Origin of the sequence: Streptomyces sp. NBC_00178 (assembly GCF_036206005.1) — a bacterium.
Taxonomy (GTDB): Bacteria; Actinomycetota; Actinomycetes; order Streptomycetales; family Streptomycetaceae; genus Streptomyces.
Map to the genome: position 1 here is coordinate 5,744,597 of NZ_CP108143.1, position 15,968 is coordinate 5,760,564.

At 72.0% G+C, this 15,968-nt stretch carries 12 protein-coding genes; 5 read left to right on the plus strand and 7 right to left on the minus strand.

Annotated elements, in window-relative coordinates:
* The first annotated feature begins 82 nt into the window (after window positions 1–82).
* Window positions 83–814, plus strand: coding sequence for a CDP-alcohol phosphatidyltransferase family protein (locus OHT61_RS25115; RefSeq protein ID WP_329041340.1), 732 nt, complete (start codon window positions 83–85; stop codon window positions 812–814).
* Here OHT61_RS25115 and OHT61_RS25120 read toward each other — a convergent pair.
* Window positions 783–1,232, minus strand: a complete 450-nt coding sequence (locus tag OHT61_RS25120; RefSeq protein ID WP_329041341.1) for an adenylyltransferase/cytidyltransferase family protein — start codon at window positions 1,230–1,232, stop codon at window positions 783–785. The two genes, OHT61_RS25115 and OHT61_RS25120, sit on opposite strands and share 32 nt — an antisense overlap.
* A 118-nt stretch (window positions 1,233–1,350) precedes the next feature.
* Between OHT61_RS25120 and OHT61_RS25125 the strand changes: the two genes are divergently transcribed.
* From OHT61_RS25125 to OHT61_RS25135, 3 genes are read left to right on the plus strand one after another with little or no spacing between them, the layout of a single operon-like run.
* Window positions 1,351–2,673, plus strand: coding sequence for a glycosyltransferase (locus tag OHT61_RS25125; protein WP_329041343.1), 1,323 nt, complete (start codon window positions 1,351–1,353; stop codon window positions 2,671–2,673).
* Entirely contained in the window at window positions 2,670–4,352 is a 1,683-nt protein-coding gene (locus tag OHT61_RS25130) for a lipopolysaccharide biosynthesis protein (RefSeq protein WP_329041344.1), read from the plus strand. Before OHT61_RS25125 ends, OHT61_RS25130 begins: the two co-directional genes overlap by 4 nt.
* Window positions 4,349–5,593: a hypothetical protein gene (locus OHT61_RS25135; RefSeq protein ID WP_329041346.1), complete on the plus strand. Its 1,245-nt coding sequence runs from the start codon at window positions 4,349–4,351 to the stop codon at window positions 5,591–5,593. Before OHT61_RS25130 ends, OHT61_RS25135 begins: the two co-directional genes overlap by 4 nt.
* Here the strand turns inward: OHT61_RS25135 and OHT61_RS25140 are convergent.
* Entirely contained in the window at window positions 5,562–7,097 is a 1,536-nt protein-coding gene (locus OHT61_RS25140) for a hypothetical protein (protein WP_329041347.1), read from the minus strand. The genes OHT61_RS25135 and OHT61_RS25140 overlap by 32 nt on opposite strands.
* A 107-nt stretch (window positions 7,098–7,204) precedes the next feature.
* Between OHT61_RS25140 and OHT61_RS25145 the strand changes: the two genes are divergently transcribed.
* Entirely contained in the window at window positions 7,205–8,365 is a 1,161-nt protein-coding gene (locus OHT61_RS25145) for a glycosyltransferase (protein ID WP_329041348.1), read from the plus strand.
* 4 nt (window positions 8,366–8,369) lie between these two features.
* On the opposite strand, the gene OHT61_RS25150 is transcribed toward OHT61_RS25145, so the two are convergent.
* The 5 genes from OHT61_RS25150 to gmd are packed head-to-tail and all read right to left on the minus strand — an operon-like array spanning window position 8,370 to window position 15,934.
* Window positions 8,370–9,197, minus strand: coding sequence for a glycosyltransferase family 2 protein (locus tag OHT61_RS25150; RefSeq protein WP_329041349.1), 828 nt, complete (start codon window positions 9,195–9,197; stop codon window positions 8,370–8,372).
* Complete coding sequence (locus tag OHT61_RS25155) at window positions 9,194–9,895, minus strand: hypothetical protein (protein WP_329041350.1); 702 nt, start codon at window positions 9,893–9,895, stop codon at window positions 9,194–9,196. The genes OHT61_RS25150 and OHT61_RS25155 overlap by 4 nt, the downstream gene beginning before the upstream one ends.
* The gene (locus tag OHT61_RS25160; protein ID WP_329041351.1) at window positions 9,892–12,147 is read right to left on the minus strand and encodes a LamG domain-containing protein; all 2,256 of its coding nucleotides are present in this window, start codon (window positions 12,145–12,147) and stop codon (window positions 9,892–9,894) included. The genes OHT61_RS25155 and OHT61_RS25160 overlap by 4 nt, the downstream gene beginning before the upstream one ends.
* Window positions 12,144–14,924 carry a DNRLRE domain-containing protein gene (locus OHT61_RS25165; protein ID WP_329041353.1) on the minus strand — a complete coding sequence of 927 codons (2,781 nt, stop codon included), beginning with the start codon at window positions 14,922–14,924 and terminating at the stop codon, window positions 12,144–12,146. Before OHT61_RS25165 ends, OHT61_RS25160 begins: the two co-directional genes overlap by 4 nt.
* Complete coding sequence (gene gmd, locus OHT61_RS25170; RefSeq protein WP_329041354.1) at window positions 14,921–15,934, minus strand: GDP-mannose 4,6-dehydratase; 1,014 nt, start codon at window positions 15,932–15,934, stop codon at window positions 14,921–14,923. The genes OHT61_RS25165 and gmd overlap by 4 nt, the downstream gene beginning before the upstream one ends.
* Window positions 15,935–15,968: the final 34 nt, after the last annotated feature.

Here is a 15,968-nt window from a genome sequence, read left to right on the forward strand (position 1 = left end):
TCCTGAACTGGGCGTAACCGCGCCTCCGGGGCCGTCCGTCTGCCATGATGCAGCGACTGCTGTGGCCGGCGCTGGGGGGCGTATGGAAAGCACGGGTACGGTGCTGCGCGAGTTGCGCGGCGCACAGAAGACGTCCAAGGGCGTCTCGCTCTACTCGCGGTACGTGAACCGCCCGGCCGGACGGGTGTTCGCCGCCGGTGCGTACAGGATGGGACTGACGCCCAACCAGGTCACGCTGGTCAGCGCGGGGTTCACCTTCGCGGCCGTCGCCGCGGTGGCGCTGGCGGAACCGTCCTGGCGGCTCGGGTTCCTCGTCTGGGCGGGCCTGGCGGTTGGTTTCGCCTTCGACTCGGCGGACGGTCAGCTCGCCCGGCTGACCGGGCGCGGCGGCCCGGACGGGGAATGGCTGGACCATGTCGTGGACTGCGCCAAGATGGTCCTGGTCCACAGCGCCGTGCTGATCTCCTTCCACCGCTTCGCCCCGCCGCCGGGGGACGGGTGGCTGCTGCTTCCGCTCGGCTTCCTGTTCGTCGCCGTGCTGACGTTCTGCGCCGGGCTGCTGCGCGAGCAGCTCGGGAAGGCGGCGGCCCGCACCGCACCGGTGGCCGCCGGTCCCGCGGCGCCGGTGTCCCCGGTGCGGGCCGTGGCGCTGCTGCCCGCCGACTACGGCGTGTTCTGCCTGGTCTTCCTGCTGCTTGGCGCACCCTCGGTCTTCCGTGCCGGGTACGCCCTGCTCGCGGCCGTGCACGCCGTGTTCCTGGTGGCGTTCCTGGCCAAGTGGTTCAGGGAGCTGAGAGCGCTCCGGGCCGGCTGACGAGTACGTCCAGCGCCCGGCGCAGCTGGGTGCTGGACGTGTGCACCGTGTACGGGAAGTAGACGACCTCCACCCCGACCTCGGCGAAGTCCCGCTCCAGGCGTTCACCCTTCTCCGTGCCACGCCAGTCGTCGCCCTTGAAGATGACGTCGAAGCGGACCTGCTGCCAGGTCTCGACCTTGTCCGGAACCGTCTCCACGAAAGCCGCGTCGACATGGCGCACGCTGCGCACGATCTCCAGGCGCTCGGGCAGCGGGATCACCGGTCTGTGCCCCTTGGCGAGCGCGGCCATCTCGTCGGAGACGACCCCGGCCACCAGGTAGTCGCACTGGCTGCGGGCATGCCGCAGGATGTTCAGGTGGCCGACGTGGAACAGGTCGTACACCCCCGGTGCGTAACCGACTCTGTGCTGCACCATCCGTTCTCTCCCCCCACGGTGGAACTGGTTCAACGACCTTACTGTGAAGAACACTTGCGCAACCCGTGAACGGATAAGCTCGAAGGAGAGGCTGTTCCGGGGGGAAGGCGATCATCCGTTGTCCGCTGCTGAGCATCAGAGACCGTTCGAAAACCGCCACCTTCTCGTGGTCTCCACCAACTACGCACCCGAGCTGACGGGCATAGGCCCGTACGCCACGCAGCTCGCCGAGCACTGGGCGGCGTCGGGGGCCAGGACCGAGGTCCTGACCGGTATGCCGCACTACCCCGCCTGGCGCGTGGACGAGGAGTACCGGGGGGCGTGGCGCCGGGAGGAGGAACGGCACGGTGTACGCGTCCACCGGCGCCGCCACTATGTGCCGTCCCGTCAGACCGCGCTGCGCAGAGGATTGTTCGAGGCTTCCGTACTCCTCCACGGCGTCCTCGCTCCGCCTCCGGGCCGGCCCGACGCCGTGGTCTCGCAGATGCCGAGCCTCGCGGGCGGGGTCATAGGCGCGCGGCTGGCACGCCGCCACCGCGTCCCCCACATACCCGTGGTCCAGGACCTGATGGGAGCCGCCGCCGCGCAGAGCGGGATCCGGGGCGGCGGCAGAGCGGCGGTCGTCGCCGCGCGGGCCGAACGCCACGCGCTGGCCGGAGCCGCACTCGTCGGCGTCATCCACGAGAGCTTCGTCGAGGGGGTCACCGCCCTCGGCGTCGACCCCGGCCGTATCCGGGTCGTCCCCAACTGGACGCATGTGGAACGCCCTTCGGGTGACCGGACCGCCACCCGGGCCCGGCTCGGCTGGCGCGAGGGCATCCCGGTCGTGCTGCACTCCGGGAACATGGGCCTCAAACAGGGACTCGACGTGCTGGTCGCCCTGGCGCGGCTGGCACCGGACGTCCGGGTCGTGCTCATGGGCGACGGCAACCAGCGTGAGGCGCTGCGCGCGCTGGCCGCGGGGCTGCCCAACATCGACTTCCTCCCGCCCGCCGACGCGGACGACTTCACCGACGTGCTCGCCGCCGCCGACGTGCTCGCGGTCACCCAGCGGGCATCGGTGCTCGACATGAGCGTGCCGTCGAAACTCACCTCGTACTTCGTCTCGGGACGGCCGGTCGTCGCCTCCGTGGCCGGCGAGGGCGGCACCGCCGACGAAGTGCGCCGCTCGGGCGCGGGCGTGCTCGTCGCCCCCGAGGACCCGGCCGCCCTCCTCGGCGCCGTGCGGGAACTGACCGCCGATCCCGCAGCGGCGGACGCGCTGGGCGCGCACGGCCCCGGCTACGTCGCACGGCACCTGGGCAGGGAGGCGGGCCTCGCCCGCTTCGACGCACTGCTCACCGAAGCGCTCGCGGACGCGTCGTCCGGGGGCTCACGACCGGGTGACGGGCCGGTCGGAGACGTACGCGCAGGGGAAGCACAAGGGAGACCACGCCGATGAGCCATCCGATCCGCCCGCTGGACGACCAGGACGAACCGGCGCTGCTGCGCGATCAGTTCCGTCAGCTCCTGCGCTACCGCACCCTGCTCGCCGGCGGTGTCCTCGTCGGCCTGCTCGGCGGCGGCTTCCTCGCCCTGAGCGGCGAGGACACGTACACCGCCACGGGCGAGGTGCAGGTGCGCTCCGCGACCGCCGATCCGTTCGCCACCGGCGCCTCCGCCGACAAGGGCATCAACATCGGCTCCGAACGGCAGACCGCGGTGAGCGACACCGTGGGCGTGCTGGCGGCGGCGACCCTGCTCAAGCAGGGCGACGACGTGACCGCCCGCAAGCTGCTCTCGGGCCTCCAGGTCACCAACCCGCCCAATACCCTCACCCTCCGCTTCTCCTACACCGGGGCGACCCCCGAGCAGGCGCGCACCCGCGCGGAGGCCCTCGCCAACGGCTACCTGGCGCACCGCAAGGCGCGGACCCAGGAGAGCATCGAGAACATGGCGAACGGCTACCGCGCCCAGCTCGAACCGCTTGAGGACAAGCGCGACCTGCTGGAGGAGGGGGCCGGAGCCACGGACGACGTCAGCAGCGCCCGGGCCAACATCATCGTCTCCATCTCCGAACTGACCCGGAAGATCTCCGAACTCAAGGCCCTCGACACCACGCCCGGCTACCTCAACAAGAAGCCGGTGGCACCCACCGCGCCCACCGGCGCCGGAATGCCGCTGCTCCTCGGTCTCGGCGCGGTCGTCGGCCTGGCCCTGGGGCTGCTGCTGTCCTGGGTGCGCCTCGTCTTCGACCCCGCCGTCCGCTCGCCCCGGGAGCTCGTCCGCTCCCTCGGCGCCCCGCTGCTCGGCACCCTGCCCCGCGAACGCGCCGCCGCCGGCACGCTGCTGGCCATCGGCCGCAGCGGCTCCCGGCTGGCCGAGGAGTACCGCGCGGTCGCCTTCCGGCTGGCCTACGACCCGTCGTTCGCCGAGCGGCGCCGCCTCCTGGTCACCGCCCCGCGCGGCGACAACGCCGCAGCCGCGGCGGCCGCCGTCAACCTGGCCGCGGCCTTCGCCGAGATGGGCCGCGACGTGCTGATCGTCGAGGCCGACCTGCGCACCCCGTCACTGGCCCGCGACCTGGGGTCGTCGGCCCACGAGGTGCGGCCGCCGCGCTGGGCGGCCGAGGAGGGCGACGGCAGCTGGCCGACGGGCGGCCGCTTCAACGTGGACGTGCCCGGCTCCGGGGCGTTCGCCCTCATCGCCGGGGTCACCGCGGACAACGTCCCGCGCGCACTCACCTCGGCACCCGTGGGCCGCATCGTCGCCGAGGCCGACCGCCCGGGCACCGTCGTCATCGTGCTCGCGCCGCCGGTGCTGTCGTACGCCGACGCGGTCGCCCTCGTCGACCGCGTCGAGGGAGTCATGATCGTCTGCGACCCCCGGGAGGTGCACCGCAGCGACCTGGAACGCATCCGGGAGATCATCAGCGCCTCGGGCGGCTCGGTGCTCGGCGCCCTGCTCCACCCCGGCAGAGGACGGCTGCGCCGGACCGAGCCGCGGGGGAGGTCCGCCGGACGGCGCACCGGCGGCGGGCCCGGCGGGCCGGAGGTGGAGGCGGACGCGCCCGAACTCAAGGGGGACCCCGCCGAGACGATGGGTCTGCGCTCCTTCACGCTCCCGGCCGCGCGGCAGTGAGAGCCCGTACCGCGATCCTCTGCTCGGTCGCGGACCAGGGCGTGGCGGCGCTCACCAACATCCTGGTGCTGGTGGCCGCCGCCCGGCTCTCGACCGTGGCCGACTTCGCGCGCTTCTCCGCGGTCTATCTCGTCTTCACGGTGCTGCTGGGCGTCTCGGGCGCGTACACCGGGCAGCCCCTCGTCCTCCGGCGCGGCGGGGGCGGGGCCGCCCGGGGCGCCTGCCGCTCGGCCGTCGTGTTCACCGTCTGCGCGTCCGCCGCGGCCGGTGCGCTGCTGGCCGGGGTCTGTCTGGCGCTGCCGGGGGACACCGCCCGCGCGCTCGTGATGCTCGGACTCGTCCTGCCCGTCGTGCTGGGGCAGGACGCCCTGCGGTACGCCTTCTCGATCCTCCAGCAGCCCCATCTCGCCCTGCTCGGTGACGTGGTGAGGCTGGCGTGCGTGCTCGGCGCGCTTTCCCTCCAGCAGTACGGCGCCGGCCCCGGCCGCCTGATCCTGGTCTGGGGGCTGTCCGCGCTGCCCGCCCTGCTGCTGTCGGCCGCGCTGCTGCACCGCACGACCGCCGGAACTCCGCTGCTGCTGCGCCCGATGCTGCGAAGGGGCCACCTCGGGCAGCGCTTCGTCGTCGAGTTCGGCGTGGGCAACGCGACCGGCCAGCTGTCCGTCCTCGGCCTCGGCGCCGTCGCCGACCCGCTCCTCGTCGGTGCGCTGCGCGGAGCCACCACGCTGTTCGGTCCGCTCAACGTCCTGTTCACCTCGGCCACGTCGTTCGGACCGCCGTTGCTCCGCCGCGTGGGCGACGAGCGCCGCCGTGTCCGGGCGACAGCGGCCCTCGGCGGCGTACTCGCGGGAACCGCCGTGCTCTGGGCCACGGTGCTGGCCGTGCTGCCCGACCGGGCGGGGCGCCAGATCCTGGGCGACACCTGGCCCACGGCCGCCGCTCTCCTCCCGGCGACCGGCAGCCAGTACGCGGCGATGGCCGTCGGCACCTGCGGGCTGCTCGCCCTGCGCATGCTCGACCCGCGCACCACCCTCAGCATCCAGGTGGTCTTCTCGCTCACCGCCGTCGCCCTCATGGGCACGGGCTACGCCGTCGGCGGTCTCCAGGGGGCCGCCTGGGGACTGTGCCTGGGATCCGTGTGCAAGGCCGCCGCCACCTGGATCCGGGTGGTCAGGCTCCGACGCGGGAAGCCGGCGCCCGACGCGGCCGTCACCGCCGGCGCCCTGCCCTCCGCTCCTTGAACGTGCTGATCAGCAGCAGGCACAGCGCGGCGATGGCCAGCTTCCCGGCCGCCTGCAGGAGCGGGCCGCGCAGCAGGATGAAGGTGTATCCGGCGATCAGCGGCGCGGCGATGGCCAGCACACTCCCGGGGCCGGGTCCCGCCCGGGTGACGGCCCGCGCGTACCGGCGGTCGGTGCGCGCCACCGCGTAACCGATCAGTGCGAACCCGCCGATCACCCCGGACGCGCCGAAGTCGACCCAGAACTCGGTCCACAGCGGGGCCGAGAGGTTGGTCATCCTCAGCCCCATCCACTGCCCGACCCGGACCCCGGTGTCCTCCGGCTTCCCGCTCCACGCGGCGCGCGGCACGAAGAAGAGGGCGGAGCCCGTCAGCTGGCGTCCGTAGGTGTGGCCCCGGGTGTCGACCCAGGAGATGCTGTTGGCGAACATCACCATCTGGTCGTAGTCCTTGGTCACCAGCGGCTCGAAGACCGAAGCCGACTGTGCGGGCCGCTGTGCCTCGTCGTCGTACCGGAACCTGTCGGCGTACGGGAACACCACCAGGGCCCCCACCACCCCCGTCGTCAGCACGATGCGGTAGATCGCCGCACTGCTCGGGAAGGCGGTGAACACGAAGGCCATCAGCACCGTCAGGAACCAGTAACGGGCGTTGGAGACCGGGTTGTTCACCACGAGGTTCAGTGCCACCAGCGCCACCCACACCAGCACCGTCGACGGGGCGCGCCGGGCCCGGTAGGAGGTCGCCAGACGGCGCGTGTAGAAGAGCAGCGCCAGCAGCGCGGGGACCTGGCCGAAGCCCTTGACGAACGCCGAGCCGACGTTGGACCCCTCCGAGACCACCCCGCTCGCCGCGACGGTCTCGTTGATCTCCTGCCGGCTGGAGAAGAAGACCGAGGGCCCGCCCAGCTTCAGCACGTAGAACGCGCTCGCCGCGAACGCCAGCAGCACCAGCAGTCGCAGCCGCACAGGGTGCGCCACGGCCGGCCCTCCGCCCGGGCTCCGCGTGGAGGGCGTACGGCGCCGCAGCGGCCGCCGCGAGGCCAGCAGCGCCCCCAGGTCGAAGGCGGCGCACCCCACCAGGACCATCGCGATGGCCGTGACCAGGTCCTGGCGCGGCCCCACCATCGGCGTGGGCGTCTGCCCGATCACCACCTGGGCGAACGGTGCCACGCCCATCGCGATGTACACGAACATCCAGAAGACGCCCTGGAGCAGCCGCCGCCGGGTGGAGAGGATCATCGTCGCCAGCCGGGCCCCCGCATAGCAGGTCAGCACCAACTGGAGCCAGTAGGCGGTGTCCCGGACCTCGCCGCCCGGCTGGGCGGCTATCACCGCGGGCAGGAAGCACACCAGGCCGAGAATGAGCGGCACGGACAGGGCCCGCGACAGCATCGACCAGGCGATCGGCTGCTCGGGCGGCTCAGGGGCGCCCCGGAGCGGCCACTTCGGAGGCGCGACCGTGCGGGCGGCCTGCTCGGTCGCCGATGTGTGCACCGACGTCATGCTCCCCCCGGGATCAGTGAACCGCTGAACACTCTAGCGAATCAGCCCACTTGAGGGGGTGCGATGACTAGTCTGTGAAGTATTGGCCGCAGTTGAGGGGAACTCTGGTGAAAATCCTGCATGTTGTCACGCTCCACACGCCGGACCATGCCTTCGGCGGGCCGACCCGGGTGGCGTTCAACCTCTCCAAGGTCCAGCGGGCGAACGGCGACGACGCGCGCGTCATGGCCCTCGGCGACGGCTTCCCCGACGGTGAACTGCCCAGCCACGTGGAGGGCGTTCCCGTCCACCTGTTCCAGGCGCGGCACGTGCTCCCCATGTTCGAGGTCAGCGGCATCACCTCCGCCGCGCTGCTGCGCACGGCACGCCGCATGATGCGGGGCGCCGACCTCGTGCACGTCCATCTCATGCGGGACCTGGTGACCCTGCCGGCGGCGCTCCTCGCCCTCGCGACCCGTACCCCCCTGGTCGTCCAGACCCACGGCATGATCGACCCCACCGAGAAGAAGGCCGCCCAGCTCACCGACGTCCTCGGGGTGCGCAAGGTACTGCGCGAGGCCGACGCCGTCCTGCACCTCACCGAGATGGAGCGGGTCGACGTGAACGCCGTCGCCGCGCCCGTCCCGCTCACCCGTACCGTACGGCTGGTCAACGGTGTCCGCCCGCAGGAGCGCAAGCCCGCCCGCGAACCCGGCCGCCCCCCGACCGTGCTGTACCTCGCCCGCATCCAGGAGCGCAAGCGGCCGGAGGACTTCATCGCCGCGATGCCGCACGTCCTCGCCCGCCACCCGGACGCCCGCTTCGTGCTGGCCGGCCCGGACACCGGCGCGCTGGCCGGCACCCTGGCCCTCGCCCGGAAGCTGGGGGTCACGGGCTCCCTCGACCACGTGGGCCCGCTGGAGCACGACGAGGTCCTCGCCGCCGGACGCGAGGCCGATGTGTACGTGCTGCCGGCGATCGAGGAGCCCTTCCCGGTCTCGGTCCTGGAGGCGATGTCGGTCGGCACCCCCGTCGTCATCACCCGCACCTGCGGACAGGGCCCCGACGTGTCGGGGGCCGGAGCGGGCCGGGTCATCGACAGCCGGGTCGGCGAGGACGCGGCCAACGCCCGCAAGGTCGCCGACGCGATCCTTGAGCTGCTGGAGCCGGAGGCCGCCGAGCAGGCGGGCAAGGCCGCCTGGCAGCTGGTCAACGACCAGTTCACCATCGAGGCCGTCACCGCCACCCTCCGGCGGACCTACGAGGACGTGGTCCGCCGGAGGGCATGAGTGCTCAACCTGTCTTTCCCTCACGTGACTTGAGCGCGATCTGCCAGCGGTAGAAGCTCATCGCCAGGGCGAAGTCCAGCCCCGCGCGTCCGTCCAGGAAGCCACGCCGGTAGACGTACATGTAGGCGAAGGACACCAGCGGCTTGAACGGCGCCTTGTGGAAGAGCTGCCCCTGACGGGACTTCACCTTCCGCACCTGCTCCTTGACGTCGGGGTGGTGCTCCAGCCACGCCTCCCAGTCCGAGTAGCGGTTGTGCCGCTCGAACCACGCGGTGACCGGGTCGAGGTCCTGGTGCTCGATGGGACTGCTCAGGGCCTCGGCGGTCGCCGCGACCGGCTGGTAGTGCCCCTCCACCTCGCCGATCCCGGGCGCGGCGAGGTCTCCCACCTCCGGGTAGTGGCACCGGGTCCGGTCGGTCAGGGACCGCTTGCGGATGGTGTACCCGTGCCGCAGCCGCTTCCCCGAGAACCAGTACCCCAGCGGGATGTCGTACGCCGCCGGCTTCGGCGCGGCCGGATCCGCGAAGATCCGCCGCAGCTCCGCGAGCAGCCCCGGGCTGAGGCGCTCGTCGCCGTCGAGCAGCAGGATCCAGTCGAGATCCGTGCGGACGTTCTCCAGGCACCACTGCTTCTTGCGGGGGTGGCCGCCGTCCCAGGTGTACGTGACCACCTCGGCCCCGCACTCCTCGGCGATCTTCGCGGTGTCGTCGGTGCTGTGGGAGTCCACCACGACGACCGCCTCGAAGTGGCCCAGGACCGATTTCACCGCCTCGGCGATGTTCAGACCCTCGTTCTTCGTGGGGATCGCGACGGCTATGGGCAGCTTGCTCATCCGTTGTCTCCTCGGGGCAGCCAGGCGTAGCAGCCTGTGGAGGTGAAGGTGCGTGCGGACTCCGGGACGGTGACCTCCACCGGCTTGCCGGTGTCGGAGGACCCGGAGGCCAGGGCCTTGCCGCCCGGCCCCGTCACCTGCCAGCCGCACGTCTTCGTGGGTGACGCGGCGCGGTAGCGGCCGGGCCGCAGGGCCGCGCCCTTGTGCGTACCGTCGGCGTAACCGCGTGCGGCGTCGTCGACGAGGTCCTGGTGCTGCGGGCACAGATGGGTGACCGCCGGCCCGGCGTCGGTGATCTCGCCGGAGACGATCGCGCCGACGGCGATGTCCCGGTCGGCCTTGTCCAGGTAGCGGAGCCTGTCGCAGGTCTCCTGCCCCGTCTGGAGGACCGCCGCCGGGTCCATGCCCTTGGGTACCCGGTCGGTCAGGTACTCCTTCTGCTTCTTGGTGAAGGAACCCGTGGCCGGGGTGAGTTCCCCGGCGGGCGCCTTCGGAGCGTCACTGGACTTCTGGGGCCTGGGGGCCGTCGTCCCGGCCGCCGGGCCGGCCACGGAGGGCGTGGCGGAGGCCGCCGCGGGCGGCTTGCTGCCCGCGGCGGCCTCCTTTCCCCCGTCGCCGGTCCCGCCGGACGAGCCGCAGGCGGCCAGCACCGCCGTCGCGAGGGCGACGGCGGTGCCGGCCAGGAACGGGTATCTCACTCACTCGTCCTCAGGGCGTAGTGCGCGCTGACCTGGGAAGCGCTCAGCGCGGTCGGGTACACGGCCGTCTCGTCGATCTGCCCGGCGAAGAAGTTGCTGGTCGGGCGGTTCGGCCAGTTGGCCAGGTTGTCCCCGCCGACCCTCCAGTAGCCGGGGTAGTTCTCGTTGCCGGTGTAGAGGAAGTTGGACGCGCGCAGCTGCCCGTCCACGTACAGCGCCATGCCGCCGGTGCCCTGGGTGGCGACGACGTGGTGCCAGTTGCCGTCGTTGTAGGCCCCCGTCGTGGTGACGGTGCGGTAGCCGCCGCTGTAGATGCCGAAGACCAGGCGCCCGTTGTTGGCCATGTAGACCTGCTTGTCGTAACGGCTGCTGTTCTGCATGGTCAGGTTCCCGAACCCGATGACCTTGCCGCCACGGGTGGTGGTGGTCTTGATCCAGGTCTCCACGGAGAAGCGGGTCGGCTGGGCGTGCAGCTTGTTGCTGTACGCGTATTCGGTGGAGCCGTCGAAGCCGATCGCCGTCGAACTGCCCGCGATCGCGGCCGGTGTCTGCTGGTAGGCGGGGCCGTTGCGCAGGAAGCCGTTGTTCAGCCCGGCGGTCGTGTCCGCGGCGAAGGTGGACGTGCCCTCGTCGTATCGCCAGTAGAGCGTGGCCCCGTCGGAGAGGACCCGCGCCGGATACGCCTGTGTGGCCGCCGCCACGGTCGCGGACTGGGCGGGGGACTTGGCGCTGGTGTTGGTGCCGTCGCTCGCCGTGATGCGGTACGAGTGGGTCTCGCCCACCGCCACGTCGGTGTCGGTCCACTTCAGCTGCGGGCGGTCCCAGAAGAGGGAGTAGCCCGTGACGGTGTGCACGGGTGTGCTCGCGCCGTCCTTGTAGATCCGGTAGGTCAGCTCACCGTCGTCGGTGTCGAAGCTGGTCTGCCAGTTGACGTCGATCCGCCCCGGGGCGACCGTCGAGAGGCTGACGTTGGGCACCCACGGCGCCCCGGTGTCCGGGCCGTCGGCGAACCGGGTCAGCCCTTGCTGGCCGCCGCCGTTGACGGTGGTGAACTCACCGCCGACCCACAGGTAGTGGCGGCCGCCCTTGTCGGTCTGCGTCATGACACGCGGACCGACGGGCTCACCGATGCCGTCGTTCGTGTCCGGGAACCAGGGCAGGAGCGTCGGGTCGTCGACGGACTGGGCGAGCAGGTGCCTGCGCGGCTGGTCCGGGAACCCGCCCATGCTGGCGCAGTCGTGGGCGTGGCTCCCGCTGTAGAGCACGCCCGAGTGGACCAGCACGGTCTGGGTGGCGCCCAGGCAGGTGTCCCGCCAGCGCTGCTGGTAGTCGTCGAGGTCGATCGCGATGCGGCCGTCGAACACCCCGCCGCCGGTACCCTCGTTGGCGGTGTACAGGCCCGTCGCGTCCGTCGTGAGGTCCTGCACCGTCGAGGTGTTCGGGATGAAGCCCGGGTAGCTCTTGGTGAGGGCGCCCGTGGTGGCGTCGACCACCGCGAGGGCGTGCGAGGTGGTGCCGTTCACGGTGAAGAAGTCACCGCCGAGCGCCACGTGCTGACCGTCCGGGGTCACCTGGACCGCCCTGGCAACCTCGTCCGCGTCGGCGGTCCACGGCAGCAGGCTCGCGCCCGTGCTGACCGCGGCGAACTTGCTCCGGGTCTGGCCGCCCACGCTGTTGAAGTCACCGGCCAGATAGACGGTGTCCGCGGTGACGTCCAGGGCCCGGACCGTCGCCGAGACCGCGATCTTGAAGTTCTGGCGCGGCGTGCAGGTCGCGGTGTCGATCGCCGCGATGTTGCTGACGCCCACCCCGTTCACCGCGCCGAACTGGCCTCCCGCGTACAGGGTCCCGCCGTCCGGTGAGAGCGCGAGCGCCCGGACGGTGGCCGTTCCCGAGGAGAGGGTGAACGACAGGCCGCAGCCCGTCGGCGCGCCGGTGGCGGCGTCGAACGCCGCGAAGTTGACCGCGGGCTGTTCGGAGGTGCCCGCGGCCGCGTCGGGGGGCCGGATGGTGGAGAAGGTGCCTCCGGCGTACACGACGCCGTTCGTCGCGGCCATCGACCAGACGATGCCGTTGGTCTGCCAGGTGGTGAGGTCGTCCGCCGTGATGGACACCGGCGGTGTCAGGGCCGTGGCGGGCGAGGCCCCCACCGCGGTCGCGGTCAGTGCGCCCGCGAACAGGCAGAGCGCGGTGGAGGCGGCCCGCACGCGGCCACGTCCCCCTGGTCTCCGCCCCGTACTTCCGTTCATCATTCATCTCCGAAGGTGAGAACGAGCTGCGGCCGGTAGGCCGCGGTTGCCTCGCTCGACCAGATGCGGAGACTGTCCGTCCCGCTGCTGGTCAGGGCGAGTGAGGAGGCGGAGCCCAGGGCCCCGCCCAGTGCCGTCGCGTCGAGGTCCGCCGAGTAGCCGGTGGAGACCGCTGACGCGCCGGTTATGGTCCCCAGCACGGACGTGGAGAGCGTCGGCCGGGTGTTGTAGGTGACCGCCGATTCGGTCCATGTGCCGGTGACCGGCACGACGCTGTGGCTCTCGGCCGATCCCGCCGTCGAGTCCGACGAGGTACGGAAGGCGAGCCGCGCGCTCTTGAGCACCTGGCCGGCCGGAGCCGACGGCAGGGTGAAGCGCAGGTAACCCAGATAGGCCGTGCTGCCCCGGGAGGCGAGCTGGCTGTCGTTGTAGTTCGTGTTCGCGGCGGCGGCGTTGACGTACGCGTCCTCGTCCGGGGTGACCGTGACGGTGGAGTCGCCCGGCCCGGGCGGTGTGCCCGCAAGGGTGTGGTGGGCGGCCACCTGGGCGGGGGTGAGCGCCGTCGGGTAGACCGCCGTCTCGTCGACCTGGCCGGCGAAGTAGTCGCTCGTGGGACGGTTCGGCCAGGCGTTGTTCATGGCGTCACCGCCCACCCGCCAGAACCCGTTGTACGAGCGGTTGCCCGTCGCCGCGTTCGTGCCGACGGGGGCCCCGTCCACGTACAGCACCATGCCCGACGGCCCCTGGGTGGCGACGGCGTGGTGCCAGGCGCCGTCGTTGTACGAGGCCGGGGACGTGATGGTGGGCCGGGCAGCGCCGCTCTGCACACCGAACGCCAGACGTCCGTCGTTCGTCAGGTAGACCAGCTTGTCGGAGATGCTGCTCGTGTGGCCGCGCGCGGTGCCGATGTTGTTGCCGTAGCCCACGATCCGCCCGCCGGTCGTCGACGTGGTGCGGAACCAGGTCTCGACCGAGTACGGCGTGGGCGAGGTGTAGTGGTGCAGCCGGTCGCTGTACACGTACTCGTCGGTGCCGTTGAGGGACAGCGCCGCCGAACCGGCCACCGCGGACGGCGTGGCCCGGTAGCCCGGCGCGTTCACGTACACCCCGCCGTCGCCGCTCGCCGACGTGTCCGCGGCGAAGGCGCCACCGGCTTCGTCGTAGCGCCAGTACAGGTCGGCGCCGTCCGCGAGCACCTTCTCCTGGTACGGGGACGCCGACGACGCGGCGGTCACGGTGGCGGCGGGGGAGAGCCCGCCGGTGTTCGTGCCGTCGCTCGCCGAGATCCGGTAGCTGTACGTCCGCCCGGCCACCACGTTCCGGTCGGTGAACGTCAGCTGCGGCCTGCTGAAGAACAGCGAGGACCCCGTCGTCGTGTACACCGGCGTCGAACCGCCGTCCCGGTAGACCCGGTAGGTCAGCAGGCTGTCGTCCAGGTCCAGGCTGCTGCGCCAGCTGACCTCGACCTCGCCCGCACGCGGAGCGGACACGCTCACCGCGGGAGCGGCCGGCGCCCCCGTGTCGGGGGTGTTCGCGAACCGGGTCAGGGACTGCTGGCCGACGCCGTTGACCGTGGTGAACTCGCCGCCGACCCAGAGGAAGTCCCGTCCGCCCCGCGAGGACACCGTCAGGGCCCGGGGGCCCACCGGCTCGCCGATGCCGTCGTTGGTGTCCGGGAGCCACCCCAGCAGGTCCGGGTCGTCCACGGACTGCGCGGTCAGATGCTTGCGGGCCTGGTTGGGGAATCCGCCCATGCTGGAGCAGTCGTGGACGTGGCTGCCCGCGTACAGGACGCCCTGGTACACCCGCAGTGCCTGCGTGGCGCCCTGGCAGGTGTCCCGCCAGCGCTGGTCGAAGCCGGCCAGACCCATGGCCAGCCGTCCGTCGAACGAGTTGCCCCCCGCGCCCTCGCCCGCGGCGTACCACCCGCCGGACGCCGAGTCCGTGACGATGTCCTTGATGACGGCGGACGCCGGGATGAACGAGGCGCCGTAGGCGCGGGTGAGCGATCCGGTGGCGGCACTCGTCACCGCGAGCGCGTGGGACGCGGCGCCGCCGACGGTGAAGAAGTCACCGCCGATCAGCACGCTGTCCCCGTCCGGGGTCACCCGCAGGGCGCGGCCGGGCTCGTCGGCGTCCGGATTCCATCCGGTGAGCACCCCGGTCGCGGTGACCGCGCCGAAGAAGCGGCGGGCCGTCCCGTTGACCGTCTGGAAGTCGCCGCCCGCGTACACGGTGCCGTCCCGGGCGACGTCGAGCGCGCGCACCGTCGCCCCGAACTGCGGCGCGAAGCCCGTGCGCGGCCGGCAGGTGGCCGTGTCGACGGCGGCCAGGCCGTTGACGGCCGTCCCGTTGACCGCGTTGAAGTAACCACCCACGTACAGCGTGGACTTGTCGGGTGACACGGCGAGCGCCCGGACCGTGGCCGTGCCGCTGCTCCTGGTGAAGGAGAGCGAGCACCCGGTGGGCGCACCCGTCGCCGCGTCGAACGCGGCGAAGTTCACGGCGGAGGTCGTGTTGCTCCCGGCGGGCGAACCCGCCGGCCGGATGCCCGTGAAGGTGCCGCCCGCGTAGACCACCCCGTTCGCCTCGGCGAGCGTCCAGACGATGCCGTTGGTCTGGTACGTCGACAGGGCGTCGGCGGTGAAGCCGACCGGCGGGGTCACCGCGGCGGCCGGGGGAGCGGTGGCCGCGCCGACGCCGAGCGCGCCCGCGGCCAGGGCCAGGACGGCCGTGAACACGCCGGCCCGGTCGCGTCCGAGACGTCCTGGCCCTCTCACCGGTCCACCCGGACCGCTGACCCCGTGAGCTGGTCGCTGAGGAGCCGGATGTCCGCGTCCACCATGATCTGCGCAAGCTCCCGCGACTTCACCTCCGGCTTCCAGCCCAGGAGTTCCTCCGCCTTGGAGGCGTCACCGATCAGCGCGTCGACCTCGCTGGGGCGCTCGTACTTCGGGTCGTAGCGCACGTGCTCCGCCCAGTCGAGGCCCGCGTGCTCGAAGGCGTACTCGAGGAACTGCCGGACGCTGACACCCTCGCCGGTGGCCACCACGTAGTCGTCGGGTGTGTCGCACTGGAGCATCCGCCACATGGCCTCCACGTACTCGGGGGCGTAACCCCAGTCGCGTACGGCGTCGAGGTTGCCCAGGTGCAGCCGGTCCTGCAGCCCCGCCTTGATCCTCGCCACCCCTCGGGTGATCTTGCGGGTCACGAAGGTCTCGCCCCGGCGGGGGGACTCGTGGTTGAAGAGGATGCCGTTGGTGGCGAACATCCCATACGCCTCACGGTAGTTGACCGTCGCCCAGTACGCGTACACCTTGGCCACGCTGTACGGGCTGCGGGGGTGGAACGGCGTCTTCTCGTTCTGCGGGGGCGGGCTCGCGCCGAACATCTCGGACGACGACGCCTGGTACACCCGGGTCTCGATCCCGCTGGCCCGGACCGCCTCCAGCAGCCGCACGGTGCCGAGCCCCGTGACGTCACCGGTGTACAGCGGCGCGTCGAAGGACACCCGGACGTGGGACTGGGCGCCCAGGTTGTACACCTCGTCCGGCTGTATGTCGCGCAGCAGGTTCACCAGCGCCACCCCGTCGGACAGATCGGCGTGATGCAGCACGAAGGAACGGTTCGCCTCTTCGGGCCCCTGGTAGATGTGGTCGATCCGCTCCGTGTTGAAGCTCGACGAGCGCCGGATCAGGCCGTGGACGGTGTACCCCTTCTCGAGCAGCAGCTCCGACAGGTACGAACCGTCCTGACCCGTCACGCCCGTGATGAGTGCGGTCTTTGCCATGACTCCCCCCTTCTGTGGTCGCCCGTGGGGCGGT